Genomic DNA, 25981 nt, shown 5'->3' with positions numbered 1-25981 from the left:
GGTGTTTGTCAGCCGATCGACGTGAGTGTTGCGTAGTCGTCGTTGTCGAGAACGCCCTCGACGACTGCGCGAACTTCCGAGGCATGCAACGTGATCGAACCGCCGTGGTTGTCGAGGAAGGCGGTATCCGCGGCGTCTCGCCCGGTCGAGATCCGCACAAGATTGCTGCGCGGCGCCAATTGCGTTGCGTCGACCACGCGCCACACGTTGTCGATACTGGCTTCGACGACGGCGTGAAAATCCATCGGATCGCAGCCCGGCGCGTAGACGGCCACCAAGCGCGCAGGAATCCCCACGGCGCGTAATAGTGAGATGGTCAGGTGCGAGTAGTCGCGGCACACTCCGGCGCCTGCCAGTAAGGTGTCCACCGCACTGTCGGTGCCGCGGCTGGTGCCGGGAACATAACTCAAATGTGTACTCACCCAGCGCGTGACTTCGAGGAGGAGTTCGGCCGGGGGAGTGGCGAGATCGAATTGCCCGGCGACAAAACCGAAGAACTTGTCGGCCTCGGCATATCGACTGGGGCGCAGATATTTCGACACGTCGTAGTCGCTGACCGACGCCGGTTCTGCGCGGCCGATGACGGTTGCATCGTAGCTGACGATCAGTTTGCCTGGGGCACAGTCGAGTAGGTGAATCCGGGTGCCGTGTTCGGCGATGACCTCACGGGGTTCGATCGGATTGCCGTCATGGACGAACGACATCGTTTCCAGCAGTTCGACACCCGGCGCGCGCGTCACCGCGATCTTGAACTCCAGGTTGGTCGCCTCGTCGATCTCGATGTCGAGCAGGGCGGCGACGGTACGTTTCATCGGATCATCCTTACACCGAATTCGGACACCCACCACCTGGGAGGATTGTGACAGTGCGATCAGGCTTCGGGATAGTCGACGTCGACGCCGCTGCTGAGGTCACTGCACTCCACCAACTCCACGCCGTGTTCGCGTAGATAGGTGTTGGCGCCGCCGTCCCCGGTGAGTGACTCTGCAAGCGTCGGCCAATGGTCGCGTCCGATCAGGACAGGATGGCCGGGCCTTCCGTGAAAGACAGCTCTTCGCAGTATGTTTCGTGATGGGATGCCCTGACCCGCGATTCGCGTCACGGTGTCGGTGTTCAGGTCCGGGACGTCGACCAGGGAGATCGCTGCCGCCTCGGCACCCTCGATCTGCATGGCTGCCTCGAGTCCGCAGCGTAGTGATGCGCTCATTCCCCGTTCCCAATCCGATTTCACCACAATGACATCGGTGGTGGGCAGCAGTTCGACGGCGTCCTCGGCCTGTGCGCCGAGAACCACGATGACCGGTGAGAGTCCGGCGGACTGCAGCGTCGCCACCCCGTGGCGAAGCCAAGGCTGGCCGTCCGTGCCCGTAACGAGAGCTTTCGGTTTGCCCATGCGGGATCCGGCCCCGGCAGCCAGCAGGATCCCGCACGTCGACATGATTATGCTCCGGTGACCCGCGGGCGCAGCCACTCGATCAGATCGTTCAGAACCTCTTCCTGCTCAGGCTCATTGAAGATCTCGTGATACAAGCCGTCGTACACCTTCAAGGTGACGTCCGAAGAACCGGCCAACTCTGCTACGAGCTTGCTGCCGGCGGGGTCCGTCAATCGGTCGTCCGAGCCGTGTTGAAGCAGTACGGGAATGGTGAGCGATGGCAGGCGCGCCGGGAAGCCTTCCGCGGCGGTGATCATGCCGCGCGCAATTCCGGCAGGAACCTTGCCGTGGTGAACCAGCGGGTCGGCGTTGTACTTGTCGACAACCTTCTGATCACGCGATACGGCAGCCGCTTCCAGGTTCTCGACAGGCACGTCGGGGAGGTACTTGCCGACGATCTTGCCCAGCTGCATCACGATCTTCGGAGTGCCGGTTGCGATGATCACAGCAGGTCCGGACAGGGCGAGTGCTTTGAGATCGGCCTGATGGTCGAGGGCATAAGAAAGTGCGATTGCGCCTCCCATGCTGTGGCCGAGCAGGAACTTGTCCTTACCGGGATGTGCCGCCGTCACGATCGAGAACAACGTGTGGACGTCGTCGGTGAAGTCGGAGAATTCCTTCAGGTGAACGCGCTTGCCGCCAGAGCGCCCGTGTCCGCGATGGTCGGGTGCGTACACGATGAGCCCGAGTTCCCCGAGCCGCGCAGCAACATGGTCGTAGCGCCTCGCGTGTTCGCCGAGTCCGTGGCACAGGACAAGAACCCCGGTGGGTTCGCGGTCCGGTGTCCACACGTCGTAGACGATCTTGGTGCCGGCGACTCCGGTGAACGACGACTCTTCGTGCTGCATTGTTGTGCCCTCTCTGCGACCGGTTCCGGTACGCGGATTCTCACATGCTATTCGCCCCGTGGGCAGGGCGCGGGTGTTCAGGGTGTGAGGTCGTCGAGGAAACTTCGACACTTGTTTGTTACGGCTGGTTACATTAACTTAGGGGCGTGACCGGACAAACCGTTGATCGTTCCGACCCTGTTCCAGCCACCCGCTCGCGCCGATTGTGGCGACCCGCGGTTCGGGCCTTGCTGGACGGCGCGCTACCGCTGATCGACAAGCGAATGGCGGAATCGGTACGCCCGTTCGATCGGCCCGAGATGATGCGTCCGCACCTGGCTTCGCGGAAGTTCGCGTGGACGCACTACGGGATCTTCGTTCCCCGGCTGCCAGGGCCTTTCCGTTACCTCAACATCATGACGTTGATCGGTGCAACCGGGACGGTGGTGTTCGACAACGACTATCTCGCTGCACCCGACGCGCGAAACACTGCAACCGTGCTGAGTTCTACCGCAGCGCCGGGGCATCACTTCTATCGGGCGTACGACGCGGCCGATGAGTGTGCGTTCGAAGAAGATGGTTCGCGAATCGCCTTCGGTGACAACCTGATCATCGACAACAGCTATCCGAAGTTCCGTGTCACCGGACGATACGACTCTTTCGACGTCGATCTCGAGATCGTGGCATCAGATCAAGCGTCGTGGTTCGTGCGCAATCCCGTCTACGACCACGTCAGTCTGCTGGCGCAGTGTTCCGGGACGATCTCGAGTCCGGATGGCCCGGTGAGTATTTCGGCTCCGTGCACCGTCGAATACGCGCGGTGTATGACACCGCAATCGTTGACCCGCCGCGCCCTTCCCGAGTCCTGGAAGCTCCCGGCCGATTTCTTCACCTACCAGATCGTTCAGCTCGACGACCGGCATCAATTGTTGCTCACCGATGTTCGAGCTTCAGGGGTTACGGCGTGCAAGCTCGCCTACATTCGGACGGTGGACGGCAGCGCAAGAGTCTTCGACGATGTGGTGTTCGACGTACTCGAGTACGCTGACGCATTGCATGTCGACCCCCAGGGACGTGAGATGCGTGTGCCGCGCGTACTGCGTTGGCAGGTACGCGATTACGGCAGGGCGATTGTCGAGTTCGAGGCCGAGATCGACTCGGAGTGGCGCTATGGCCACGGTAAGGGATACGTCGGCGCGTACACCTACCGGGGAAGCTTCGACGGTGCGTCGATCAACGGCACCGGTTACATCGAATGGGTGGACTGCGAAGTGTAAGGCACCTAGTGTGTATCGGTGCCTTTCGTAGACCCCGCCTCGCTGACGACTCGTCCGCAGAAGATCCTTGTCGCGGGGACCTCGGGCGCCGGAAAGACGACTCTCGCCGGTCGAATCGGGCAGCTTCTCGGGATCGAACACACTGAGTTGGACTCGCTGTTCCACGGGCCCGACTGGGTTCCGCTCGAGAGTTTCGAAACCGAAGTACGACGCTTTTCCAGCGAGCCGGCCTGGGTGACCGAGTGGCAGTACGGCGCGGTGCGTGAGCTTCTGGCCGAGCGTGCGGACCTGATGCTGTGGTTGGATCTGCCTCGGCGGACGGTGATGCGCCAGGTGATCACACGAACCGTGCGTCGGCGATTGCAGCGAGAGGTGTTGTGGAATCGCAACATGGAGCCGCCACTGCACACCATTCTGTTCGATCCGGATCATGTGGTGCGCTGGGCCTGGCGAAGCGACGGACGCAACGTCGGGCGTATGGCCACGGTCCTTGTCGATGTGCCGTCGTTGCCGATAGTTCGGCTGCGCAGTCGAGAAGAGATCGAGGCTGTGCTCGAAGTCCTCGGCCGTCTGCCCTCAGATCGTCTGAGCTAGGCGAAATCCCAAGTCATCGATAGCAAACGTCGGGTGGCTTCGCCTCCGTACGGTAGCGCCGCAACCGCGCTCACTTTCGGCCCAACTGCCGCCGCGGAAGATCCGGTACGTGCCGTAGACCTCGGGGTCGTAGAGATCCCAGCACCATTCCCAGACATTGCCGATCATGTCGTACAGGCCCCAGTTGTTGGGTGCCTTCATCCCGACGTCATGTGCTCGTCCTTCTGAATTGTCGCTGTACCAGGCAATCTCGTCGATTTCGCCGTAGCGGTAGCCGGAGGTGCCGGCTTTGCACGCGTACTGCCACTCGGCCTCGGTGGCGAGTCGGTAGCCGGTTGCCGCCCGGTCCCACCGGGGAGACTCGGTGTCGATGTCGTGATACGCGGGCGACAGACCGTCCGCGACTGACAGTGTGTTGCAGGTTGCGATGACGTCTTTCCACGAGAGGTCGACCGCGGGTTTGCTCGGATCGTCCGCCGAATCTCCGTGAAGCAGTGCCCTGGTGGTGAGATGGCGAGCGAGGCGGAATGATTCGACTTTCGAGGTCCACGCAGTGCCTTTGCGATCGTCTCTGAGATGCACCTCGCCGGCAGGGATCTCGATCATCAATTCCGCTGCTCCGGTCATTCGTTCATCATCGCAGAGGTTGTCGCTCACCCGGGGAGACGCTCGAACGCAGCTTGTGGGTCAAGGCCGGTACGCATGCGCCATGCGGTCAGTGCAAGCCCGAGACACACCACCTGCGCCGGATCGTCGAGGGAAACTCCCATCAGCTTCTCGATACGAGTGAGCCGTGCATAGAGCGACTGGCGCCGAATGCCGAGGAAATCCGCGGTTCTCGCCTTGCCGCCCCGGTGTGCGAGGTACGCGTCGAGTGTCCGGACGAGGTCGGCGGAATGTGCTGTGTCGTAAGCGATCAGCGAACCGAGTTGCTCCGTGACGAACGAGGACAAGGAAGCGGGTGTCGTGCCGGCGGCGAGCAGTCGTTGGACGCCGACGTCCCTAGCGAGGATCACTCCGGTCCGGGTGCCGAAACGCCGTGCGATCTGGACGACTTCGCGAGCTTGCGCGACCGCCGCCCCGACGCCCGACAGATCCTCGACCGGCGTCGCCACTCCGAGCGTGCGTACCGCGGAACCGCCCGGCCCGCGGCGTAGCAGCTCGTCGGCTTCGGTGAAAGCAGTCCGCACTCGAGCGGGGGATGCGGACGCCCACCCATGCGCGAGCACGATGACGTGATTGGCCGCAGTCCCGACGACACAGGAGCCGAGCACGGCCCGCACGGCGTCGCGTACTTGGTCAGCGAGCTCTCGAACCGGCGTTTGCCGATCGATGTCGACAGCGGCGACGAGGACGTGGTGCCCCTCCGACAACGGCGTCCACCCGGCCGCTGTCAGTCGCTCGGACAAGTCGCCGTGCGATGTGAGCACACCGCCCACCACGTCGGTGATCACCGATTGGGCGAGTGACTGTCTTGGGCCGAGGTCGCCGTGACGGCCGAGTTCCAGAGCCACCGCGACGGCGGCGCAGTTTGCGACGGCGGTTCGGCGTGTAGTTGCGGGCCCGCACAGGACAAGTCGACCGAGTGAGTTCGTCGGACCGCGTACGTCGTGGATCGTGCGTTCGGTCTCGGACCGCTCTGCGCCGGTTGTGCTGCGCTCGACGGTTCTGCCATCCGCGTCGAGGAGATCGACGCCGCACCCCGCGAGTCGTGACACCTTGTCGAGCAGCGCGGTCATACCCTGGCCTGCCACCACGAGACTCAGAAGTTCTTGCCAGACAGGCTCGCCCGCCTGAGCCGAACCGAGAGTGCGGCGGAGCATGAGGTCGTGAAAGTCTTCGACCATCCGCTCGAAGGGCACTACTGCGTGCAGGGCCAAGAACGCGAGCCCGCGTCGGCGCGATGCTTCGACGAGTTCGGGAGGGGCCGTGAGGAACGAGCGGCCGACCTCCATCGCGAGCGCGACGCATCCCGCGTCCGCCAACTGGTCGATGTAGGCGGTGAGCTGCTCGGGAGATCGCCCGTGCAGACCGAGGCCCGTGGTCAGGAGGACCTCACCTCCGGACAGCAGCCCACCCATCTCGTACACCTCGGACGAATGGACCCAGCGGACCACCGCGGTATCGACGTCGCCCGCGAGCACCTCGATTGCGGCGGCCCTGAACGAGGGCATCGCAAGAACTTGTCGCAGAGTCGGGAGCATTTCTATATCGTCCGCCGAGGGGGCACTTCGTCATAGAGCTAGTTCTGCCGAACTGACAGGTTGTCCCTTGTCGGGCTGTTACCACCGTGGTCGGATTGTGACACGAGCCACAATCGACGATTTTGGTCAGACTCCAGGAGCGCACATGAACCACCCGGCACACACCGATGAGTATTTTCTCGGACTTGCGATCGAACAGGCGAAGATCGGTTGGGAGGAGGGCGGCGTGCCGATCGGCGCGGCGCTGATTCACCGCGGCGAGGTTCTCGCAGTCGGACGCAACCGCCGGGTCCAGATGAACAGCGCCATCCGTCATGGAGAGACCGACTGCATCGAGCGCGCCGGACGACTGCCGGCCTCAGTGTATCGCGAGTGTGTCCTCTACACGACTTTGTCACCGTGCTTCATGTGCGCCGGAACGGCGCGCCTGTACGAGATCCCTCGAATCGTAGTCGGCGAAAATCGTTCCTTCGAGGCGTCGGAAGAATGGTTGCGCAGCAGCGGAATTCAGGTCGACGTCGTCGACGACGCGGAGTGTGTGGCACTGATGGACCGCATGCTGGCCGAGCGCCCGAGCCTGTGGCTCGAAGACATCGGCGAAGTTGTATGAGCAGCGCCGTCGAACCTGCCACGGTCGCAGGCGATTCGGAGAGCACAGGCCACCCGATCGATCCGGACTATCCCGTTAGTCCGGTTCCGCTTCATGCACGAAAGCCGTTCTTCTCGCTCGCGGTGGTGTTGTTGGGGTTCACCATCTTCACACCGACGATGTTGGCCGGAGCAGCGCTCGGTACCGCGTTCTCGTTCTGGAAACTGATGGTGGTGATCGCCGCCGGATCCGCCATCTTGGGGGTGTACGTCGCCATGATGGGGTTCGTCGGAGCTCGAACCGGGCTGACGACAGTTGTGATGGCGCGCTACAGTTTCGGCACTCGCGGGTCCAAGCTCGCTTCGATCCTGCTGGGCGGTACCCAGATCGGCTGGTACGGAGTCATCATCGGCACGATCGGCGATCTCACCGCGCAGGCATTGGGCTGGGATTCCTATCTCGCGCGGGCGTCGGTGATGATCGCGGCGAGCATCTTGATGTGCATCACCGCCTGCTACGGCTACCGCGGAATGTATTGGGTCTCGCTCGTCTCGACGCCCTTGATCCTGGCGTTGGCCTGCTGGGTCGTGTTCCGGTCCCTCGAGGAAGTCGGTGGGTTCTCCGGCCTGGTCTCGGTTCAACCGCAGACGACCATGACGATCGCGCTCGCAATCACCACTGTGGTCGGCACGTTTGTATCGGCGGGAACGCAAGCGCCCAACTGGACCAGGTTTGCCCGTTCCGGATCACAAGCGGTGTGGGCCTGCGTTATCGGGTTCCTCCTCGGAAACGGATTGATGATCCTGTTCGGTGCCATCGGAGCCATCACGTTCCACGAAGGTGACTTCGTGCTGATTCTCTACAACCTCGGGCTTGTCGGCTGGGGCCTGGTCTTGCTGTTCGGGAACCTCTGGAAGAGCAACGCCGACACCGCATACGCCTTCGGGGTGGCCGGCGCCGAATTGTTCAGAAAGCCCCGCAAGACCCCGTTCGTCATCGGTGGGTGTGTGATCGGCACGGCGCTCGCTCTGACCGGTGTGCACAACCATCTTGTCGACTATCTGAGCCTGCTCGGAACGTTCATCCCGCCATTGGGCGGTGTGATCATCGCGGACTTCCTGTGCCGCTGGCGGCGCGGCATTCCCGAGGGTTACACCCCGCAGCCGGTCCACTGGCGAAACCTCGCCGTCTATGCCGTCGCAGCGTTCCTCGCATGGCTTTCCGGTGAGTTCGAGGTGGGAATCCCGCCGCTGATCGGAATCGTGGCAGCAATTGCTCTGACGATGTTCCTGCACAGGGTGTTTGGCAACAGCTCGGCAGATCGGGAGGTCTCGACCTCCACCGTCTGAATCGTGCTTCAGGCACCAGCGAGCCCCCGGTGGTTTCGACCCCGCCGGGGGCTCGCGTAATTGATGGAAAGGGCAGACGATTCCGTCTCAACCGTCAGCGCAGAACAGGCAGGTAAGGTGCCTCGATTCCCTGCTCTTCGAACGCAGTCAGCGCCGAGCGTGCAAATGCGCGCTGGACTGCCCACTGGCGCCCAGGCTTGACCTGCGCCGTCACTCGAATGGTAATTGCCTCGGCAGTAACCGAATTGACTCCCAGCATCTCCGGTTTGTCGATCATGTCCGCCCTGATCGGTTCGGACTCCGCCGCCTCGAGGACAGCTCGCGTCGCCACCTCGCACGCTTTGTGCACGTTCGCGTTGTGGGCGATCGGGAGATCGAGAACTGCAGTGGCGTAACCCTGACTCATGTTGCCCACTCGCAGGATTTCGCCATTGCGGCAGTACCACAAGGTGCCGTTGGCATCTCGAATCGTGGTGACACGCAGGCCCACTGTTTCGACGGTGCCGACCGCGTCGCCGAGATCGACGACGTCGCCGACACCGTACTGATCCTCGAGCAACATGAAGATGCCGGAGAGGAAGTCACGCACCAGGTTTTGTGCACCGAAACCGATGGCAAGACCGATGACTCCGGCGGATGCGATGAACGGCGCGACGTTGATCCCGAGAATGCCGAGGATCTGCAGCACACACCAGACGAGGATGACGATGGACACCGTCGATTTGAGTACCGAACCGATGGTCCGGGCTCGCTGCGATCGGCGCTCGTTCACCTTGGCGTTCGGAGACTTGCGAGGCTTCGACATTCGATCGATCCCGCGGTGCAGTGCGAAGCGCAGAACGACTGCGAGCGCCACGTAGATCGCGATCTCGACGGGTCGGTGTATCAGCCAGTCTCGGTTGGTGTCGGTCAGTTCCCATGCTTGTATTTCGGAAATCATCCCCATGCATTCTACGGATTCCGGCCGATCCGGGCATCGTCGCAGGGCAGGCGGTCCAAAGCCGTACAGGCAGCTAGGCTTACGCCATGGCTGCGTTCACTGGCATACCCGTTGCTGCACTCGACTTCTACGAAGACCTGGAGGCTGACAACAGCAAGACCTGGTGGGCAGCGCACAAGGAGACGTACGACGAAGTGGTTCGTCGTCCGATGGCGTCGTTGACCGCGGCGTTGGAGGACGAATTCGGCACGGCCAAGCTCTTTCGGCCATATCGTGACGTTCGATTCTCGAAGGACAAGATCCCGTACAAGACGCACCAGGGAGCGTTCGTCGGTCTCGCCGAGAGCTGTGGCTACTACGTGCAGATCGACGCGGCAGGGTTGATGGTGGCCGGTGGTTTCTACGCCAGCAGTTCGGAGACCATCGCGCGTTATCGTGCGGCTGTCGACGACGACGTTCGAGGGCCGGAGCTCGAGAAGATCCTGGCCTCCGTCGAGAAGGCCGGATTCACGATCGGCGGCGACAAGCTCAAGACGGCGCCTCGCGGATACACGGTCGACCACCCGCGGATCGAATTGCTGCGTCACAAGTCGCTGACTGCTGGTCGTAGTTACCCAAGCCCGTCGTGGCTGGACAGCGCCAGGACATTGAAGGAAGTTCGCACAGCGTGGCGCGCACTGACGCCCTTGGTCGAATGGTCCGGACAGGTGCTCGGACCGAACTGACCGTCCGACAGAAAAGTGTGACGTAGCCGTAGGAGTGTTCACCTCGAGTTCATCGAAACTCGAGACGCCTGGGGCTAGCGTGGTGTGGGTAACCGCAAGTTTCGGCCCCGCTTCGAGTCGCAGCGCCGCAGTTCGAAGCCATTTTCTCTCGATCGACATCGTGAATAACCCGTGTCAGTGGAGACCATCATGGCTATGTTTCTCGCTCTCGTCCTGATCATCTCGGTCCTCGGAATCGTCGGCACCTACCTCGCGTTCAGTGCGGTCTACTTCGTCGAGATGCGCAAACTCGACAAGTAAGGGGTGCGAATTGGCCTGATTCGACTATTTCTGGGCCGATCGCGACGACCCTCCCTGCGTACGCTGTTAGGGCATCCTTATCCGCTCGCAACAGTGGATGATTCATTTCTTCTGGAGGTTCGACACGCATGCCCGCTCAATCCACGCTCTTGCTTCCCGAGGGCTACTCCGACAACCGCCTCGTTTCGGACCTCACACGTCGGCAGTTCGGCTTCGGTGCCGGGATCGCCGGACTGGGCGCGTTCCTGGCGGCCTGCGGTGACAGCGGGAGCAGTTCGGGTGAAACCGAAATGCGTTCTGTGACGACACCTCTCGGTACCTACGACATTCCCGTCAATCCGAAGAGGGTTGTCGCGATCGACTCGCGGCTCGATCTGGAACCTGCTGTAGCTCTGGAACTTCCGCTCGTCGGCTACACGTACGCCCAGGCGACACCGTGGGTGCCTATCGATTCGTCGGTGCCGTTCCTGTCGGAGATCCCCAACCGCGAACAGATCTTGGCGCTCGAACCCGACCTGATCGTGTGCCTCAACTACGAGAGCGAGTGGTGGCCGGTAGCCGAGATGTCCACCATCGCACCGGTTCTGACGACCGAGTTCACCGACGACTGGCGTACAAACCTCTCGCGGCTGTCGGGCTGGCTCGGTCGAACGGCCACACTCGATCGATTGACGCTCGACTACGACAATCTGATTTCCGACATCCGCAGTCGTCATGCCGAGAAGATTGCGTCCAAAACCGTTGCCAGTGTCTCGTTCATGCCAGACACGAACACGCTGTACGTCACGAGCATCCGTACGTCCGAGAAGGGCGACAAGCCCAGCGACATGACGCTCGGCGACATCGGTGGCAAAACTGCCACCTCGGAGGGCCTTGATCCCGAAGGCGGCGTCAGCCTCGAAGGCCTCGATGTGCTGGCCGGCGTCGACGGCTTCATGATCACCGAAAACGAGGAAAGTGCCGCGTACCAGGCATTGGTGGCGAGCAAGCTGTGGCAGCGACTCCCGGCAGTGCAGGCTGGCAACGTCACCAGTCTGGGTGGCTCCACGTTCTACGGTTCGATCTACACGATTTCGTACGTGGCACAGGGTTGGGATGCCCTGTACAACAAGATCAGCTGAGGCCTCTGCCGGCCGGACCGATGAGTTTCGGTAACGTGGGCGGTCTAATCAGGTAGGCATTGACCAAACCTGAGGAGATCGACGTGCAAACAGAGCAATCCCCAGCGGTAGTGCAATCCCGCGACGGTACGACCATCGCATACGAACGCTCCGGTGCCGGACCAGCAGTGGTTCTGGTTGCCGGAGCGTTCTGCGATCGAGGATGGTTCGATTCTCTCGCTGCTGCGTTGGCGGCGGACTTCACGGTGTACTCGTACGACAGGCGCGGACGCGGGGACAGCGGTGACAGTCGCGCGTTCTCGATCGACTCCGAGGTGGAGGACTTGCGAGCGGTCGTCGCTGCCGCCGGTGAAACGCCGCTGGTCTACGGATTGTCGTCGGGTGCTGCGCTGGCTTTGGAAGCCGCTGCGCAGGCCGTTCCGATGCGTAAGCTCGCCGTCTACGAGGCGCCGTACATGGACGACGACCAGCGTGACGAGACTGCCCAAAGTGACCTGGAGCGGTTGATCGCGGCCGGCGACAGGGAAGGTGCTGTGACGCGTTTTCTGGATCTGACCGGTGCATCCCCGGAGATGGTCGACGAGATCAAGCGGAGTGCCGATTGGCCCGACATGTGCGCCATTGCGCACACCTTGCCTTACGACGTCGCCGTGTGTGATCACGGCTGTCAGTCGCTCGACTGGCTTGCCTCCATTACCGTCCCTACATTGGTCATGTACGGCGGTGACAGTGGTCAGTGGGCGCCTTCTTCGGCGACGCGAATCGCTGCAAAAGTCTCGGGGACAAAGACTTTGGAGATCCCCGGTCAGGGTCACGGCGTTGCCGACGACGCTATCGTCCCGGCTCTGCGCGAGTTCTTTTCCGGCTAATCGCTGGGCGGCGAAAACGATCGTCAACCCAGGGTTGACGTTTTCGATTGCGTCAACCTATGGTTGACGCATGAGTAAACCAGTGGAAATGACCAACAAGGTTCGACTCGACGACCTCATCGACGCGATCAAGAAGGTGCACACCGACGCGCTCGACCAACTGTCCGACGCCGTGATCGCCGCTGATCATCTCGGTGAAGTTGCAGATCACCTGATCGGCCACTTCGTCGACCAGGCGCGCAGGTCGGGAGCGTCGTGGACGGAGATCGGTGCGAGCATGGGTGTGTCGAAGCAGGCTGCGCAGAAGCGTTTTGTTCCCAAGGCGCCGAGTGATCAGAAGCCGATGGATCCGAACGAAGGGTTCAACCGGTTCACTCCCCGGGCGAAGAACGTCGTCATGGCCTCGCAGAACGAAGCCCGCGCTGCCGGTAACGCAGAGATCCAGCCCGAGCACCTGCTCCTGGGGCTTGTCGAGGAGCCTGCCGGGTTGGCTGCGAAGGCGATAGTGGCGCAGGGGGTGGAGCTCGGGTCCGTCCGAGCTGCAGTGGCCGTTGTACTCCCGGCTCCGACTTCCGAACTGCCAGAACTTATTCCGTACGACGCTCGCGCGCGCAAGGTCCTGGAACTGACGTTCCGTGAGGCTCTTCGCCTGGGCCACAACTACATCGGAACCGAGCACATCCTGCTCGCGCTGCTCGAACTCGAAGACGGATCAGGTGTTCTGACTGATCTCGGAATCTCGAAGTCGGTGGCGGAGTCGAACATCGTGGGAGTGCTGGCCGTCATTCAGGATCAGTGATTCATATGTGAATCTGATGCAGAAGAGGGCCGCACCCTTGCGGGTGCGGCCCTCTTCTTGTGTCACTGATTAGACAGCGCGCACATTGGTGGCCTGAGGACCCTTCTGGCCCTGGCCAACCTCGAACTCCACACGCTGGTTCTCGTCGAGCGACTTGTAGCCGTTGCCCGAGATTTCAGAGTAATGAACGAACACGTCCGGTGTTCCGTCGTCGGGAGCGATGAAACCAAAGCCCTTTTCGCCGTTGAACCACTTCACGATGCCCTGTGCCATACCGATACTCCCTACAAACTCGATCCGGGCCCTCACATCGAAGTCCCGATCTCGATGTGTCTATCCTCCCACGCCGCGCAAGTCGAACGGTGGGCGACGTGCAAAAGACGGTAATTCGGACGCTTTCGAGGAGGGAATGGCAACTGATCTTCGACTGATTTTCGACGCTGGAGCGACCCGATCGCCGAAGGCAGGGACTGGTGGCTCGCCCAACTGCCTGCGGTGATAGATCAGCGGGAATGTACTTGTCCGCTCGAGCGCGGTCCATAGTTGTCGCTCCGATCTCTCGGAATCGCAAACGTAGGAACCCTATGGAAGATGAGGGTGGGCTAACCTCTCATTCGCTGTGCCCTCGGCGCGCGCAGCAGCCGAGAAGGAGAGTGCATACATGTACGGAACGATTTGTGAATCTACGACGTCTGAACTGGTGGACCAGCTCAGTCGCCGTGGGTTCTTCGGCGTCGGTGCGGTGGCAGCGGCCGCCATCCTTGCGGGTTGTTCGACTACGTCAGATGCCGCTGATGCCGGCGAACAACGCGAGGTGATCAATGCGCTCGGCACCACCACGATCTCGGGGAAGCCGGAAAGGATCGTTGTTGCCAGCGACTTCACGGATCTCGAATTTCTGCTCTCTCTCGGCGTTCACCCAGTCGCCTACGGCAATACGGGTGCGTGGGACCGCGGTGCACTGCCTTGGCAGAGCACCGCTGGAATAGCCGATCTCGAAAGCTTCGACACCACAGGCGAAATCAGCCCGGAAATCATCGCGCGCTACTCACCGGATCTCATCATCGGAATGAAGACCTATCTCGAACCGGCAGCCGAGAGGCTCAGCCAGATCGCGCCGGTCATCGCGCTGGACTGGACCACCTCGTGGCGTGACGGCGTCGCCACGGTCGGGCAGGCCGCTTTTGTCGACGAGGCCGCTGCTGCAGCGATCGCCCGGACCGACGCCCTGATCTCCGACACCGCCGCTTCGCTGAATGGCTTGGGTGGCAAGACGATCATGATCGGCTCGATGTACGGCGATCAGTTGTATGTGCAGGGGGATGCCAGTGCGCCCGGGGTTCTGCTGCGCGAACTCGGACTCAACTATCGCGGATACAACGCCGAGCAGATGACTGCGCTGTCGATGGAGCAGGTGGAGGTACTCGCACCCGCAGACATCTTGCTCAGCCTCGCTTCTGATCAGGAAGCGACGACGGGGTTGGAGAACTTCGCAGTTTTCCAGAACCTCCCCGCGGTGAAGGCGCGAGCCTATGCGCCGGTCGAACTTCTGCTCTCGAATGCCTTTGTCGACAATTTCGGTCCACTGAGCGCGCCGTACGCCTTGCCGCAGCTCGCCGAGGTCTTGACCGGGCTTGCGGCGGGCCAGGGAAAACAGCTCCCCTGACCTCGCTTCCGAGCCTACGGACGCAGCGTCGGCCTAGCATCGAGACATGGTGGACATAGATCTGACGGGCCGCGCCGCAGTAGTCGGCGGATCACAACCGCTGCGAGCGATACTCGAAACACCCACTACCCCCGGCCCGTGGCCGGGGGTAGTGATGATTCACGAGGCCTTCGGGCTCGAGGAGGTGATGCAGCGGCAAGCCAAGCGACTGGCCGCTGCGGGGTTCCTGACGCTCGCTGTCGACCTCTACAGCGCGGGCGGGGCGAAGCGGTGCCTCGTGCCGACCATGACGTCGATGCTTCGAGGACACGGCAAGGCGTTCACCGACATCGAAGTCGCTCGCAGTTGGCTTTTGGAATCCCCGGACTGCACCGGAAAGATCGGTGTCATCGGATTCTGCATGGGCGGCGGCTTCGCGATGGTCAGCGCCGGAGATTTCGATGCTGCCTCGGTCAACTACGGTCAGCTTCCACGCAAACTCGATGAGGCCGTGGTGGATGCGTGCCCGATCGTCGGGAGTTTCGGAGGCAAGGACTTCTCGCTCCGGGGTGCGGCAGCGAAGCTGGAGACGGCGCTCAGCAATGCCGGTATCGAGAACGACGTCAAGGAGTACCCCGCCGCCGGCCACGCGTTCCTCAACGACGCGGAGGCCGGACCCAAGGTGCTTCGTCCGTTGGAGCGCATCCTCGGAATCGGTCCCGATCCTGTTGCAGCGCAGGATGCCTGGAAGCGAATCGACTCGTTCTTCGAGCGTCACCTGGCATGATCAGCGACTGGTTCTCTCACCGCCGTTGACTGCCAATACCTGACCGGTGATCTGCCGGGCGCCCGGTGAGGCCAAGAAGTGGACGGCTGATGCGATGTCGTCCGGTGTTCCGGCGCGCTTGGTGCTGGTGGACTCGATCAGCATCGCGCGACGCTCGTCCGTCAGAAAGTCTCGGAAGAACTCGGTGTCAGCGATGTAGCCGGGGGAGACGATGTTCGCGGTGATGCCTTCGGGCCCCAGCTCGGCGGCCAGATCGATATTCCACGTCGCAACTGCGGCTTTGGCAGCGCCGTACGCGCCCGCGCCTTTGTCGGCGGCAATCGACCCGATGGTGATGACGGCACCGCCGCTGGGGATTCGATCGCGAACTGCGGCTGTGGTCAGCACTGCCGAGATGAGATTGGAGTCCAGATTCGCACGCCACCCGGCGGCCAGGGATTCCAGATCTGACGGCGCTTCGCGATCGAAGTCCGTGTTGCCACCGGCGCAGTGCACCACGACGTCGATGGTTCCCGGAAGCGAATCCTGCAGCCGCTTTAGGTCTTTCGGGTCGGAGTTGTCACACGTCAAGGCGTGAACATCGGAACCCAACTCCTCTGCGGTCTTTTCGAGTGGTTCCGTGCGTCGGCCGGTGACAAAAACTGTGTCTCCCTCTCGGGCGAACGCTGCTGCAACTGCGCGCCCGATCCCTGTTCCGCCGCCGGTTACCAGAACTGTGCGTGTCATGCCTACCTCCGTGAGCTACGTTTAGACCTATACGAAGAACGTATCATTTAGAGCTAAATGAGGTGTGCAGTGGTGGGCGATTACAACCCGGACGACGCAGTGGACGCGGTTGCGTTGGCCTGGCTTCGCGAAAGGCCGGGCACGCCCGTAGAGGGTATCGGCATCGTGACCAGGCTGTGGATGTGCGCCAAGCTGCTCGGTGAGGATCGCCGACGGGTACTCGCCTCGGCCGGTGCGGACACAGCCACGCTGGACCTACTCAGTGTCCTGCGGCGATCCGGCGAGCCGTATCAGTTGACGACTCGCCAGATCACCGAGCAGACCGGAGTCACGGCCGGTGCGATCTCGCAGCGACTCGCGCGCGCGGAGAACGCGGGTCTGGTGGAGAGGTCCTCCGCCGCGCAAGGGTCACGACTAGTGCTCGTGACCCTCACTGCCGCCGGTCACGAACTGGTGGAGCAATTGGTGGACCGAGTCCTCGGCCGTGAAGCCGAACTGACGTCGATTCTCACCGAGCAGCAGCAGGCCGAACTCACTGAACTGCTGCGTGTCTTTCTCGACGGTCTACGCGGCGAACTCGGTGACCCTGGCGTCGCGCACGTCGGGGCTTGATCAGGACAGGCGCTCGAACACTGCAGCCAGGCCCTGCCCGCCGCCGATGCACATCGTCTCGAGGCCGTAACGCGCTTCGCGACGGTCCATCTCGCGCAACAGGGTGGCCAGGATTCGTCCACCCGTGGCACCGACCGGATGGCCGAGGGAGATGCCGGAGCCGTTGGGGTTGACGCGTGGGTCGTCGGCTTCGAGCTTCCAACTCTGCAGGACTGCAAGTGCTTGTGCCGCAAAGGCTTCGTTGAGTTCGATGACATCCATGTCCGCCAGGGTCAATCCGAGGCGGCCGAGTGCCTTCTCCGACGCCGGGACGGGACCGATGCCCATGGTGCGCGGGGGAACTCCGGCAACGCTCCAACTTGCCAGGCGTGCGAGGGGTCGCAGTCCGAGTGCGCGGGCTTTGTCTGCGGTGGTGACGATCGCCAGCGCTGCGCCGTCGTTCTGGCCGCTGGCATTACCTGCCGTCACGGTGGAGTCCGGGTCGATCTTTGCGCGCATGGGACGAAGGCGTGCAAGCGATTCCATCGAAGTGTCGGCCCGCGGATGCTCGTCGGTGTCGACGAGCAGGGCCTCACCCTTGCGCTGCGGAACGGATACCGGAACGATTTCCTCGGCGAAGACGCCGTTCTTCTGTGCGGCAACGGCACGCTGATGCGACTGCACAGCGAGTGCGTCCTGATCTTCGCGACTGATGGAGAACTCGGCGCGCAGGTTCTCTGCCGTTTCGATCATTCCGCCGGGAACCGGGAAGTCGCGTCCGCCGGCTGTCACGCGGGCGCGCGCGAGACGATCGCTGAGCGCAACACCTTCACCCTTGACACCCCAACGCATTCCGGTTGCGTAGAACTCTGCCTGGCTCATCGACTCGGCACCACCCGCGAGGACCAGATCACTGCCACCGGACTGAACCTGCATGACGGCCTGGATGATTGCCTGCAATCCCGACCCGCACCGGCGATCCACCTGCATGCCGGGAACATCGACGCCCAGACCGGCGTTGAGCGCCGCGATGCGTCCGATCGCCGGAGCTTCACCGTTCGGCGAAGCCTGGCCGAGAATGACGTCGTCGATCTCCGCGCCGGAAATGCCGGTACGCGTGACGAGTTCGGCGATCAACGTCGAGGCGAGATCTTCCGGGGCTACGTCACGGAAGACACCGCCGAAGCGGCCGACAGGGGTGCGGAGCGGTTCACAGATGACAACGTCAGGCATTGGTTCTTCCTTGGGTATGCCCGGTCAGCGAGTGGCTGCCGAGTGATTGTTGGACGACTGAGTACGTCCGAGATCGACGGAGATGGCGTCCGCGGTGGCGACTGCGGCCGGAACCAGTTCACCGCGAACAGCTTCGGCGCTGTAGCGGGCGGCTTGGGTGGAGATGTTGACAGCCGCGACCACATCACCGGTTGCGTCCCGGATGGGTGCGGCGAGCGAGCGCAGACCCTCTTCGAGTTCCTGATCGACAATCGCGAATCCGTCGGCGCGAATCTTCTCGAGTTCGGCACGCAGACCGTCGGCGGTGGAGATGGTCTTGCCGGTCAGGCGGGCGAAGGACACTCGGGCGAGGTAGGCGTCCAGGGCGTCGTCCGGCAAGCCGGCGAGCAGAACCCTACCCATGGATGTGGCGTACGCGGGAAAGCGCGTGCCGATGGTGATGGAAACCGTCATGATGCGGCTGACCGGAACACGGGCCACGTACACGACGTCGTCGCCGTCGAGGATCGACACGGACGTGGATTCACGGACCTTGGCGGACAAGGCTTCCAGATGCGGCCCGGCGATCTCGGGAAGGGACAGACTGGAGAGGTAGCTGTAGCCGAGTTCGAGGACTCGCGGCGTCAACCAGAACACCGAACCGTCAGTACGTACGTATTCGAGTTCGACGAGTGTGAGCAGGAAGCGGCGAGCAGTCGCACGCGTGAGATCGGTGTGCCTGGCAACCTCGCTGAGGGTGCGACGCGGGTGCTCACCGTCGAAAGCCTTGATGACGGACAGCCCACGGGCCAGCGACTGCACGTAGTCCGGTGACGGTCCCGGCGCTTGCTCGCTGCTGTTCTCACTCATGTTGTCTCGTTCTCCTCAGGTTCGGCCGAGAGGTCTGCGAGTGCTTGCTTTCCCAGCGCAAAAGCCAAGTTGCTGTTCGGCACACCCGCATAAACCGCGGTATGGAGAAATACTTCCACGAGTTCGTCGGGATCGATCCCGGCACGCAGCGCAGCGCGAATGTGCATGTCGAGTTCGTGTTCGTTGCCGACGGCAGTGAGGATCGCGAGAGTGAGGAGCCTGCGGGTGTGGTGATCGAGGCCGGGGCGTGACCAGATGTCGCCCCACGCCGTGCGAGTGATGAAGTCCTGGAACGGGGCCGTGAACTCGGTGGCACCGGCGATGGAACGATCGACGTGGGCGTCGCCGAGCACCTGACGTCGTACGGTCATACCTGCCGATACCGCGGCGCTACGTTGGGCGAGCGCAGATGTGTGCGAGGCAATATGCGTTGCAAGCAGTTTGGTGACGCGCCCGGCCTGTTCGACGTTGGCGAGGTGTGCGCCGGGATCGACCACGTGCAGTACCGCATCGGCGATACCGTCGGCGATCGCGCTCAACGTCGCCGGAGGTGTCGACGGATCCTGCTCGCCCGCGACGAGGAGCGTCGGAGCGACGACGCGGGCCAGGTCGGCGCGGCCGTCCCACATCGAAAGCGCCTCGCAGCAGGCGGCATAACCCTCGTTGGGTGTGGCTTCGACCATCGCGACGTGGCGGGCGACAAGCTCCGGATCGTTTTCGGCCAGTCCCGGCGTGAACCAGCGTCCGACGACGGCGGCCGCGATGGACGCGATGCCGTCCGCACGGACAGCCTGCGCACGATCGATCCACGGCTGAGCCGGGGCGAACTGCGAGGACGTGCACATCAACGTCAACGTCTCGACGCGAGTGGGGTGGTGCGCGGCGATCCATTGGCTGACAGCGCCGCCGAGGGAGAGCCCAACGAGATGTACGGACTCGAGTTCGAGCGAATCGAGGAGAGCGATGACATCGCCGGCAAGATCGGCAATGGAGTAGGGGCCCGCAGGCACCGGTGACTTGCCGTGGCCGCGATGGTCGACGGCGATGACGCGGTAGCGATTCGACAGCGCGTGAATCTGCGGCTGCCACATGGACAGATCGGATCCGAGTGAACCCAGGAGAACCACTGCCGGGGCATCGGGATTGCCGGTCTGTTGAAAGTTGAGCGCGACGCTCATCGAGATCCTCCTGTGGGGCGTTCGGCGAGGGCGCGGTCGACCAGATCGGTGGCGTGGCCCAGATAGTGTGCGGGGTCGAGTAGTTCGGCGATCTCGGTTTCGCTCAGGTGCTCTGCGATGGCGGGATCACGATCCAACCTGGTTCCGGAAGTGGCTGCCGCGGTGACGATGTCGCGTGCTCGATCAGTGTGTGCGGACAGGGCCTTGGTGACACGCTCGGCGAGAATCAGGCCACCGGTGATGTCGAGATTACGAGCCATCGACTCGGTGTGTACTTGCAGGCCGGTGAGGCTCACGGAAAGCTGGTGCGCTGCTCCGCCTGCCAGACGCAGGAGATCGGTGACGGTTTCCCACTCGGCGTGCCAGGGGCCTGCGGCGCGAGCGAATTCGTGATCCATGTTCGACAGGGCTGTGGCCACCAGGGCGGGAGTACGTCGCGCTGCCGCGCGGGCGGTGATCGCGGCAACCGGATTCTGCTTGTGCGGCATGGCCGATGAGCCGCCCGGAGCGCTCTCGGCAACCTCGGACAGCTCGGTGGACGCCATGACGGTGATGTCGGTGGCGGGCTTGGAAACAGCGCCGGCGACGATACCGAGTGTGGTCGCAAGTTCTGCGATGGTCACGCGGTCGGTGTGCCAGGGAGTGACCTGCCTGGCCAGACCGAGTTCGTCGGCCAGCGCGTCCGCGATCCTGAGCCCGTCGGGATACAACGCAGCGAGTGTTCCTGCGGCTCCGCCGAATTGAACCGGCAACGTGGACAGCACGATTTCGAGACGAATCGCTGCGGCGTCGAGTGCGGTGAACCAACTCGATGCCAGTAGCCCGAAGGTGGTCGGAAGTGCTTGTTGTCCCAGGGTTCTCGCGACCATCGGAGTAGAGCGATGGATGCGGGCGAGGTGGGCGGCGGAATCGGCGGCGCGGGTCAGGTCGGCGAGAACCACCGCGCCCGCGCGTCGCGTCAACAGCATCAGCGCACAGTCCATGATGTCCTGACTGGTGGCGCCCGGGTGCACCACGGAGGCAGGCACACCTTCCTGTCCCACCCTTTCGCGCAGCATCTTCACCAGCGGAATGACGGGATTTCCGCCGGCGGCCGACGCGCGGCCGAGCGCCACGATGTCCAGGCCGCCCGGTTGTGAGAGTTCAGCTGCGGCGGTCGCCACCGCGGCGCAATGTTCCCCGTCGGCCAACCCGACGGTGGCCATCGCACAACTCAGTGCGGCCTCCACGTCGAGCAACGCGGTGACCCACGCCTGGTCGGACAGGTGCTCCGATACTCGGGTGGCCCCGAACACCGGGTCGAACAGTGCGCCGCGAGTGGGCATGTGTACTCCTCTTACAACTCGAAGAAGGGCGTCTCGACGCCGTTCGCGTCCTCGTCCTGAACATAGACCGTCCAGGAGTACCCACCGTCGACCTTGGTTGCAACCAACTTCGCGCGTTCGGTTTCGCTCAGTGAGGACAGCACCGGATCTGTTGCGTGTGCGTCGGTGTCCTCGGGGAAGTACAAGCGGGTGACCAGGCGGTCGAGCATGCCGCGAGCGAAGACCGACACGTTGACGTGCGGCGCCTCGTCCGCATCCGTTTCAGTGGGCTGCGCTCCGGGCTTGACGGTGTGGACCAGTGCGGTGCCGGTGGAATCTGCTGCGCTGCGGGCGAATCCGCGAAAACCCGCCGGAGTGAGGTCCACTGCGCCGCGGGGATCGTCCGGATGGTTGAAGCGCCCGAGCGTATCGGCTTGCCATGTTTCGATCATCGCGTCGGCGACGGGTGTGCGGGCGCCGTCGATCACCGTGATGGCCAGCGTGATTCGTCCGGGGGTGTCGGTCGGGGCAGCGTCGGGGCCGTCCGTCCAGGGGAGGCCGATGTGCCAGTACGGTCCGACGGTCTGAGAGGGCGTGACCCCGAAGGGGGCGGTGGTGAAGTCGCCGGGGACGACCGGATAAGTGGGTGCGGGCTTCGCGGTGCGATCAGTCATCGTGGTCTTCCTCGTTTTCGAATACGGAGGCATTACGGCCGCGCAGGACGATGTCGAAGCGGAACCCGAGAGCCCAGTTGGGGACTGTGGCGTCGTAGTCGAAGACGCTGACCATGCGGTGACGGGCTTCTTCGGGCACTGAGTTGTAGATCGGGTCCTGGAAGAACATCGGATCTTCGGGGAAGTACATCTGCGTCACGAGGCGCTGCGTGAATGCCGTGCCGAACAGCGAGAAATGGATGTGGGCCGGTCGCCAGGCGTTGTCGTGGTTCATCCACGGGTAGGCGCCCGGCTTGATCGTGGTGAAGCTGTAGTGGCCGTTCGCGTCGGTCACGCAGCGACCGAGCCCGTTGAAGAACGGGTCCAGCGGCGCGGGCCAGTTGTCGCCGGTGTGGCGGTAGCGTCCACCGGCGTTGGCCTGCCACACCTCGAGCAGTGTGTGGGGGACCGGCTTTCCGTCGCCGTCGAGTACACGGCCGTGAACGACGATGCGCTGTCCCTGTGCTTCGCCGCCGTTGGCAATGGTCAGGTCGTTTTCGCCGGCGCCGACGCGATCTTCGCCGAATACCGGCCCGGTGAGCTCCGTGAGGCGCTGGGGGAGCAGCTTCAGCGGTTGCTTCGGGTGGCGAAGAGAAGTGGTCTTGTAGTCCGCGAAATCGGCCGGGGCGTTGACGCCAGTCGGCCGCTGGTACCTCGGCGGTAGATGCAGCATAGGGAACCTCGTCGTTCGGTTACGTGAAGTTGTTCGCAATGTGTACATGTGTTGCGCTCTGCGAACAGAATAGTTCGTAGATGTGACCCAGGCAATGCCGGGGGCGAAAAATGTTCGTGATGCGCACGGGGGTTCACAATACGTACGCACCGCGCTACTGTGATCGACATGATGGACAAAGTCATTCCCACTGCTGCTGAGGCCGTCGCCGACGTGCCGGACGGCGTCACGATCGCTGTCGGAGGTTTCGGGCTCGTCGGAGTGCCGGAAATCCTCATCGATGCGCTCCTAGAGCAGGGCGCGACATCACTCGAAACGGTGAGTAACAACTGCGGCACCGACGGGTTCGGGCTCGGAGTGCTTCTGGAGAAGGGGCGTATCCGTCGTACTGTCAGCTCGTACGTCGGCTCCAACAAGGAGTTCGCGCGTCAGTACCTTTCCGGTGAGCTGGAAGTCGAACTCACGCCGCAGGGCACGCTCGCCGAGCGCATGCGCGCCGGGGGAGCGGGCATCCCCGCGTTCTTCACCCCGGCCGGCGTCGGCACCCAGGTCGCCGACGGTGGCCTGCCACTGCGTTACGACGGCAACGGCGGCATCGCAGTTGCCAGTCCGCCCAAGGAAACTCGTGACTTCGACGGCGTCACCTACGTGATGGAGCGCGGCATCGTCGCCGACTATGCACTGGTCCATGCCTGGAAAGGTGACCGGCACGGCAACCTCGTCTACCGCGCGAGTACCCAGAACTTCAATCCGGCTGCAGCAACGTCGGGGCGCATCACCATTGCGCAGGTCGAGCACCTCGTCGAGCCGGGTGAGCTCGACCCTGCCGAGATCCACACGCCGGGCATTCACGTTCAGCGTGTTGTCCACGTCGGCCCCGTGACGGTCGGCATCGAGAATCGGACGGTACGAGCATGACTTCTGTACTACCCACCAAACTCACCCGCGAAGAGATGGCGGCCCGCGTCGCGCGCGAACTCGAGGACGGGCAGTACGTGAACCTCGGCATCGGTATGCCGACGCTGGTTCCGAACTACCTCCCGACCGACATCACCGTTGTATTGCATTCGGAGAACGGCGTTCTGGGCGTGGGGCCGTACCCGACCGAGGACGAACTCGATCCCGAGCTGATCAATGCGGGCAAGGAGACCATCACCGTTCTCCCCGGTGCGTCGTTCTTCGACTCCTCAGCGTCGTTCGGCATGATCCGCGGCGGCCAGGTCGACGTTGCCGTGCTCGGTGCCATGCAGGTCAGTGCCACCGGAGACCTCGCGAACTGGATGATCCCCGGCCACATGGTCAAAGGCATGGGCGGCGCGATGGATCTGGTCCACGGCGCAAAGCGCGTCATCGTGATGATGGAGCACGTCTCGAAGAAGGGTGAGCACAAGATCGTCGAGGAGTGCTCGCTTCCGCTGACCGGTAAGGGCTGTGTCCAGCGAATCATCACCGACATGGCCGTGATCGACGTGACTGACGACGGTCTCCGCCTGGTGGAGACGGCGCCGGGCATCAGCGTCGAGGACGTGGTTGCTGCCACCGGAGCGAAACTGATTCTTTGACAGTATGTTTCATCTGATGGCTCAGCCGCCGGGTCGTGACTTCCATCCGACCCGGCGGCTGTTTTACGCCCCGACGTTCTTCAGCTCGCTCTCGACCGGAATCCAGAGCTCGAACCGTGCGACGGTGAAATCGTCGTTGTATTCGGTACGCATGATCTCGGGACCAGGTACGGAGCGAAAAGGGTTGGCCGGGAACCATTCCGTGTAGATATCGCGCCACAAGTACTGCACAGATTCGATTGCCGACCCGTCGGCGGTGAACACGGCCCACGTGTGTGCGTCGACCGTCAGCACATCGAAACCCGTGGGTGAAGGTTTGCCGGTGACCACTCCCAGGTAGTAATCCAGTTCTGTACCTTCGGTTCTGGGATGCGCCAAATTGTCGACGACACTGACGATTCCTGCCGGCTCCTGATCGGACAGCTCGCGCAAACCGCGCAGCGCAACCTTGTCCACGGAGCGGGTGAAATCTTCGATCGCAGAATTGGGACCTTCGTGAACCAGTGGAACCCGGGTCTTGAATCCGACTACCGTCAGGGCAGGTTTGTCCACAAGCATGTAGTCCATCGGTGTGGCTCCTTCCAACGTCACGTGAATGACAAGTTTCGGTTGTGATTTGAGAACGGCGGGAGCGCGTTTGACCGCGCCGGGGCTCACGCCGTGAAATGCGGTGAACGCTCGTGTGAAGGCTTCCGCGGACGAGTAGCCGTACTTCACGGCGGTCTCCAACACTCCTGATCTGCTGACGGACAACTCGGCACCGGCCAGGGTGAGTCGACGTCGACGGATGTATTCGGATACGGGAATGCCGGCCAGGGCCGAGAACATCCGCCGAAAGTGATACTCCGAGGTGGTTGCCAGCCTTGCCATCTCGGCTGTGTCGATCTCGCCGCTCAGATTGCTTTCGATGTAGTCGAGCGCGCGGTTCAGTCCGTCGATCATCGTGTCTTCCTGTTCACGGGTTTCACGCTACGCAGATCACTTGGTCCGTACCCGACTATCCGTGCCCGAAAAAGTAGGGCAGGAAATGCATCTGGACAACTCAGTTAATCATCATTATCTTGAATCGAACATCGATGGTTGACCAGGAGGCACAGTGAGCACCCGTTTTCCGCAGGCTGAATTGACCGAGGTGCCCGAGGACATCGCCGCCAGGATTCTCGAGATCCAGGAGAAGTCAGGGTTCGTGCCCAACGTCTTCCTGATGTTCGCTCGGCGGCCAGCCGAGTTCCGGGCATTCTTCGCATACCACGACGCGATCATGCTCAAGGAAGATTCCGCACTCACCAAGGGCGATCGAGAAATGATCGTCACCACGATCTCTGCGGCCAACAAATGTACGTACTGCGTTGTCGCGCACGGCGCGATTCTGCGTATCTACGAGAAGAAGCCGCTGGTTGCCGACCAGGTTGCGGTCAACTATCGCACCGCAGAGATCTCCGATCGTCAGCGCGCGATGCTCGACTTCGCCACCAAGGTGAACTCCGCCTCGCACGAAATCGCCGACGTCGACTTCGACACCCTCCGTGTGCACGGCTTCGGCGACGAGGACGCGTGGGACATCGCCGCGATCACTGCATTCTTCGGGCTGAGCAATCGCATGGCGAGCTTCTCCGGCATGCTGCCCAATCCGGAGTTCTACCTGATGGGGCGCGTTCCGCGGTCCTGATTCCTGCGACTCGAACATAAGC

General features: G+C 62.7%; 29 protein-coding genes. 14 read left to right on the top strand and 15 right to left on the bottom strand.

What is annotated here, in order from left to right:
* Positions 1-8 precede the first annotated feature (8 nt).
* Genes GJB56_RS18800 through GJB56_RS18790 form a run of 3 tightly spaced genes read right to left on the bottom strand, consistent with a single transcriptional unit; the run spans position 9 to position 2283 of the window.
* The gene (locus GJB56_RS18800; protein ID WP_070795608.1) at positions 9-812 is read right to left on the bottom strand and encodes a transglutaminase-like domain-containing protein; all 804 of its coding nucleotides are present in this window, start codon (positions 810-812) and stop codon (positions 9-11) included.
* Positions 813-871: 59 nt separating this feature from the next.
* Entirely contained in the window at positions 872-1438 is a 567-nt protein-coding gene (locus GJB56_RS18795) for a nucleotidyltransferase family protein (protein WP_019745523.1), read from the bottom strand.
* Positions 1439-1440: 2 nt separating this feature from the next.
* Positions 1441-2283, bottom strand: a complete 843-nt coding sequence (locus tag GJB56_RS18790; RefSeq protein WP_020970959.1) for an alpha/beta hydrolase — start codon at positions 2281-2283, stop codon at positions 1441-1443.
* Between the two features lie 146 nt (positions 2284-2429).
* On the opposite strand from GJB56_RS18790, the gene GJB56_RS18785 reads away from it, so the two are divergent.
* Both GJB56_RS18785 and GJB56_RS18780 read left to right on the top strand, forming a co-directional pair.
* Positions 2430-3539 (top strand): DUF6670 family protein, encoded by a 1110-nt coding sequence (locus GJB56_RS18785; RefSeq protein ID WP_060937911.1) that lies wholly within the window; start codon positions 2430-2432, stop codon positions 3537-3539.
* Between the two features lie 18 nt (positions 3540-3557).
* Positions 3558-4133: a hypothetical protein gene (locus tag GJB56_RS18780; RefSeq protein WP_020909296.1), complete on the top strand. Its 576-nt coding sequence runs from the start codon at positions 3558-3560 to the stop codon at positions 4131-4133.
* Here the strand turns inward: GJB56_RS18780 and GJB56_RS18775 are convergent.
* Entirely contained in the window at positions 4116-4760 is a 645-nt protein-coding gene (locus GJB56_RS18775; RefSeq protein WP_030243927.1) for a formylglycine-generating enzyme family protein, read from the bottom strand. The two genes, GJB56_RS18780 and GJB56_RS18775, sit on opposite strands and share 18 nt — an antisense overlap.
* Positions 4761-4786: 26 nt before the next feature.
* Positions 4787-6307, bottom strand: coding sequence for a PucR family transcriptional regulator (locus tag GJB56_RS18770; protein WP_230091009.1), 1521 nt, complete (start codon positions 6305-6307; stop codon positions 4787-4789).
* 175 nt (positions 6308-6482) lie between these two features.
* Here GJB56_RS18770 and GJB56_RS18765 point away from each other — a divergent pair, with 175 nt between their 5' ends.
* Together GJB56_RS18765 and codB are read left to right on the top strand one after the other, a co-directional pair.
* Complete coding sequence (locus GJB56_RS18765; RefSeq protein ID WP_003940577.1) at positions 6483-6947, top strand: nucleoside deaminase; 465 nt, start codon at positions 6483-6485, stop codon at positions 6945-6947.
* Complete coding sequence (codB, locus tag GJB56_RS18760; protein WP_021345682.1) at positions 6944-8275, top strand: cytosine permease; 1332 nt, start codon at positions 6944-6946, stop codon at positions 8273-8275. The genes GJB56_RS18765 and codB overlap by 4 nt, the downstream gene beginning before the upstream one ends.
* A 94-nt stretch (positions 8276-8369) precedes the next feature.
* Here codB and GJB56_RS18755 read toward each other — a convergent pair whose 3' ends face one another.
* The gene (locus tag GJB56_RS18755; RefSeq protein WP_020970954.1) at positions 8370-9221 is read right to left on the bottom strand and encodes a mechanosensitive ion channel family protein; all 852 of its coding nucleotides are present in this window, start codon (positions 9219-9221) and stop codon (positions 8370-8372) included.
* An 80-nt stretch (positions 9222-9301) separates the two neighbouring features.
* Here GJB56_RS18755 and GJB56_RS18750 point away from each other — a divergent pair, with 80 nt between their 5' ends.
* From GJB56_RS18750 to GJB56_RS18735, 4 genes are all read left to right on the top strand, one after another.
* Complete coding sequence (locus GJB56_RS18750) at positions 9302-9940, top strand: DUF2461 domain-containing protein (RefSeq protein ID WP_003939783.1); 639 nt, start codon at positions 9302-9304, stop codon at positions 9938-9940.
* A gap of 428 nt (positions 9941-10368) precedes the next feature.
* Entirely contained in the window at positions 10369-11361 is a 993-nt protein-coding gene (locus tag GJB56_RS18745) for an ABC transporter substrate-binding protein (protein ID WP_113682624.1), read from the top strand.
* A gap of 83 nt (positions 11362-11444) precedes the next feature.
* On the top strand, positions 11445-12230 hold the full coding sequence (locus GJB56_RS18740; protein WP_113682880.1) for an alpha/beta fold hydrolase: 786 nt from the start codon (positions 11445-11447) through the stop codon (positions 12228-12230).
* 70 nt (positions 12231-12300) lie between these two features.
* Positions 12301-13029, top strand: a complete 729-nt coding sequence (locus tag GJB56_RS18735) for a Clp protease N-terminal domain-containing protein (RefSeq protein ID WP_031333815.1) — start codon at positions 12301-12303, stop codon at positions 13027-13029.
* Positions 13030-13098: 69 nt separating this feature from the next.
* On the opposite strand, the gene GJB56_RS18730 is transcribed toward GJB56_RS18735, so the two are convergent.
* Positions 13099-13302, bottom strand: coding sequence for a cold-shock protein (locus GJB56_RS18730; RefSeq protein ID WP_003939930.1), 204 nt, complete (start codon positions 13300-13302; stop codon positions 13099-13101).
* Between the two features lie 388 nt (positions 13303-13690).
* Here GJB56_RS18730 and GJB56_RS18725 point away from each other — a divergent pair, with 388 nt between their 5' ends.
* Positions 13691-14695: an ABC transporter substrate-binding protein gene (locus GJB56_RS18725; RefSeq protein WP_113682879.1), complete on the top strand. Its 1005-nt coding sequence runs from the start codon at positions 13691-13693 to the stop codon at positions 14693-14695.
* Positions 14696-14741: 46 nt separating this feature from the next.
* Positions 14742-15461, top strand: coding sequence for a dienelactone hydrolase family protein (locus GJB56_RS18720; protein WP_070385191.1), 720 nt, complete (start codon positions 14742-14744; stop codon positions 15459-15461).
* Here the strand turns inward: GJB56_RS18720 and GJB56_RS18715 are convergent, their stop codons facing one another.
* Positions 15462-16187 (bottom strand): SDR family NAD(P)-dependent oxidoreductase, encoded by a 726-nt coding sequence (locus GJB56_RS18715; protein ID WP_070385190.1) that lies wholly within the window; start codon positions 16185-16187, stop codon positions 15462-15464.
* A 72-nt stretch (positions 16188-16259) separates the two neighbouring features.
* On the opposite strand from GJB56_RS18715, the gene GJB56_RS18710 reads away from it, so the two are divergent.
* Positions 16260-16799 carry a MarR family winged helix-turn-helix transcriptional regulator gene (locus tag GJB56_RS18710; RefSeq protein WP_020970947.1) on the top strand — a complete coding sequence of 180 codons (540 nt, stop codon included), beginning with the start codon at positions 16260-16262 and terminating at the stop codon, positions 16797-16799.
* Here the strand turns inward: GJB56_RS18710 and GJB56_RS18705 are convergent, their stop codons facing one another.
* The 6 genes from GJB56_RS18705 to pcaH are packed head-to-tail and all read right to left on the bottom strand — an operon-like array spanning position 16800 to position 22728.
* A complete protein-coding gene (locus GJB56_RS18705; protein WP_020970946.1) occupies positions 16800-18011 on the bottom strand; it encodes an acetyl-CoA C-acetyltransferase in 1212 nt (403 codons plus the stop codon).
* Between the two features lie 24 nt (positions 18012-18035).
* Positions 18036-18860 carry an IclR family transcriptional regulator domain-containing protein gene (locus GJB56_RS18700; RefSeq protein WP_007730008.1) on the bottom strand — a complete coding sequence of 275 codons (825 nt, stop codon included), beginning with the start codon at positions 18858-18860 and terminating at the stop codon, positions 18036-18038.
* Positions 18857-20038 (bottom strand): bifunctional 3-oxoadipate enol-lactonase/4-carboxymuconolactone decarboxylase PcaDC, encoded by a 1182-nt coding sequence (pcaDC, locus tag GJB56_RS18695; RefSeq protein ID WP_113682623.1) that lies wholly within the window; start codon positions 20036-20038, stop codon positions 18857-18859. Before pcaDC ends, GJB56_RS18700 begins: the two co-directional genes overlap by 4 nt.
* A complete protein-coding gene (pcaB, locus tag GJB56_RS18690) occupies positions 20035-21363 on the bottom strand; it encodes a 3-carboxy-cis,cis-muconate cycloisomerase (protein WP_069145534.1) in 1329 nt (442 codons plus the stop codon). The genes pcaDC and pcaB overlap by 4 nt, the downstream gene beginning before the upstream one ends.
* An 11-nt stretch (positions 21364-21374) precedes the next feature.
* Positions 21375-22016: a protocatechuate 3,4-dioxygenase subunit alpha gene (gene pcaG, locus GJB56_RS18685; protein WP_021331870.1), complete on the bottom strand. Its 642-nt coding sequence runs from the start codon at positions 22014-22016 to the stop codon at positions 21375-21377.
* Positions 22009-22728 (bottom strand): protocatechuate 3,4-dioxygenase subunit beta, encoded by a 720-nt coding sequence (gene pcaH, locus GJB56_RS18680; RefSeq protein ID WP_046379373.1) that lies wholly within the window; start codon positions 22726-22728, stop codon positions 22009-22011. Before pcaH ends, pcaG begins: the two co-directional genes overlap by 8 nt.
* Positions 22729-22899: 171 nt before the next feature.
* Between pcaH and GJB56_RS18675 the strand changes: the two genes are divergently transcribed.
* Both GJB56_RS18675 and GJB56_RS18670 read left to right on the top strand, forming a co-directional pair.
* Positions 22900-23646, top strand: a complete 747-nt coding sequence (locus GJB56_RS18675; protein WP_007730016.1) for a CoA transferase subunit A — start codon at positions 22900-22902, stop codon at positions 23644-23646.
* The gene (locus GJB56_RS18670) at positions 23643-24290 is read left to right on the top strand and encodes a CoA transferase subunit B (RefSeq protein ID WP_007730017.1); all 648 of its coding nucleotides are present in this window, start codon (positions 23643-23645) and stop codon (positions 24288-24290) included. Before GJB56_RS18675 ends, GJB56_RS18670 begins: the two co-directional genes overlap by 4 nt.
* A gap of 63 nt (positions 24291-24353) precedes the next feature.
* Here GJB56_RS18670 and GJB56_RS18665 read toward each other — a convergent pair whose 3' ends face one another.
* Positions 24354-25232, bottom strand: a complete 879-nt coding sequence (locus GJB56_RS18665; RefSeq protein ID WP_113682622.1) for an AraC family transcriptional regulator — start codon at positions 25230-25232, stop codon at positions 24354-24356.
* 154 nt (positions 25233-25386) lie between these two features.
* Between GJB56_RS18665 and GJB56_RS18660 the strand changes: the two genes are divergently transcribed.
* The gene (locus GJB56_RS18660; RefSeq protein WP_019745500.1) at positions 25387-25959 is read left to right on the top strand and encodes a peroxidase-related enzyme; all 573 of its coding nucleotides are present in this window, start codon (positions 25387-25389) and stop codon (positions 25957-25959) included.
* Positions 25960-25981 lie beyond the last annotated feature (22 nt).

The sequence above is a fragment of the Rhodococcus sp. AQ5-07 genome (assembly GCF_009707305.1).
Classification (GTDB): Bacteria; Actinomycetota; Actinomycetes; order Mycobacteriales; family Mycobacteriaceae; genus Rhodococcus_F; species Rhodococcus_F erythropolis.
Note: the sequence above shows the minus strand (reverse complement) of the source record. Positions and strands in the feature narration are given on the sequence as shown.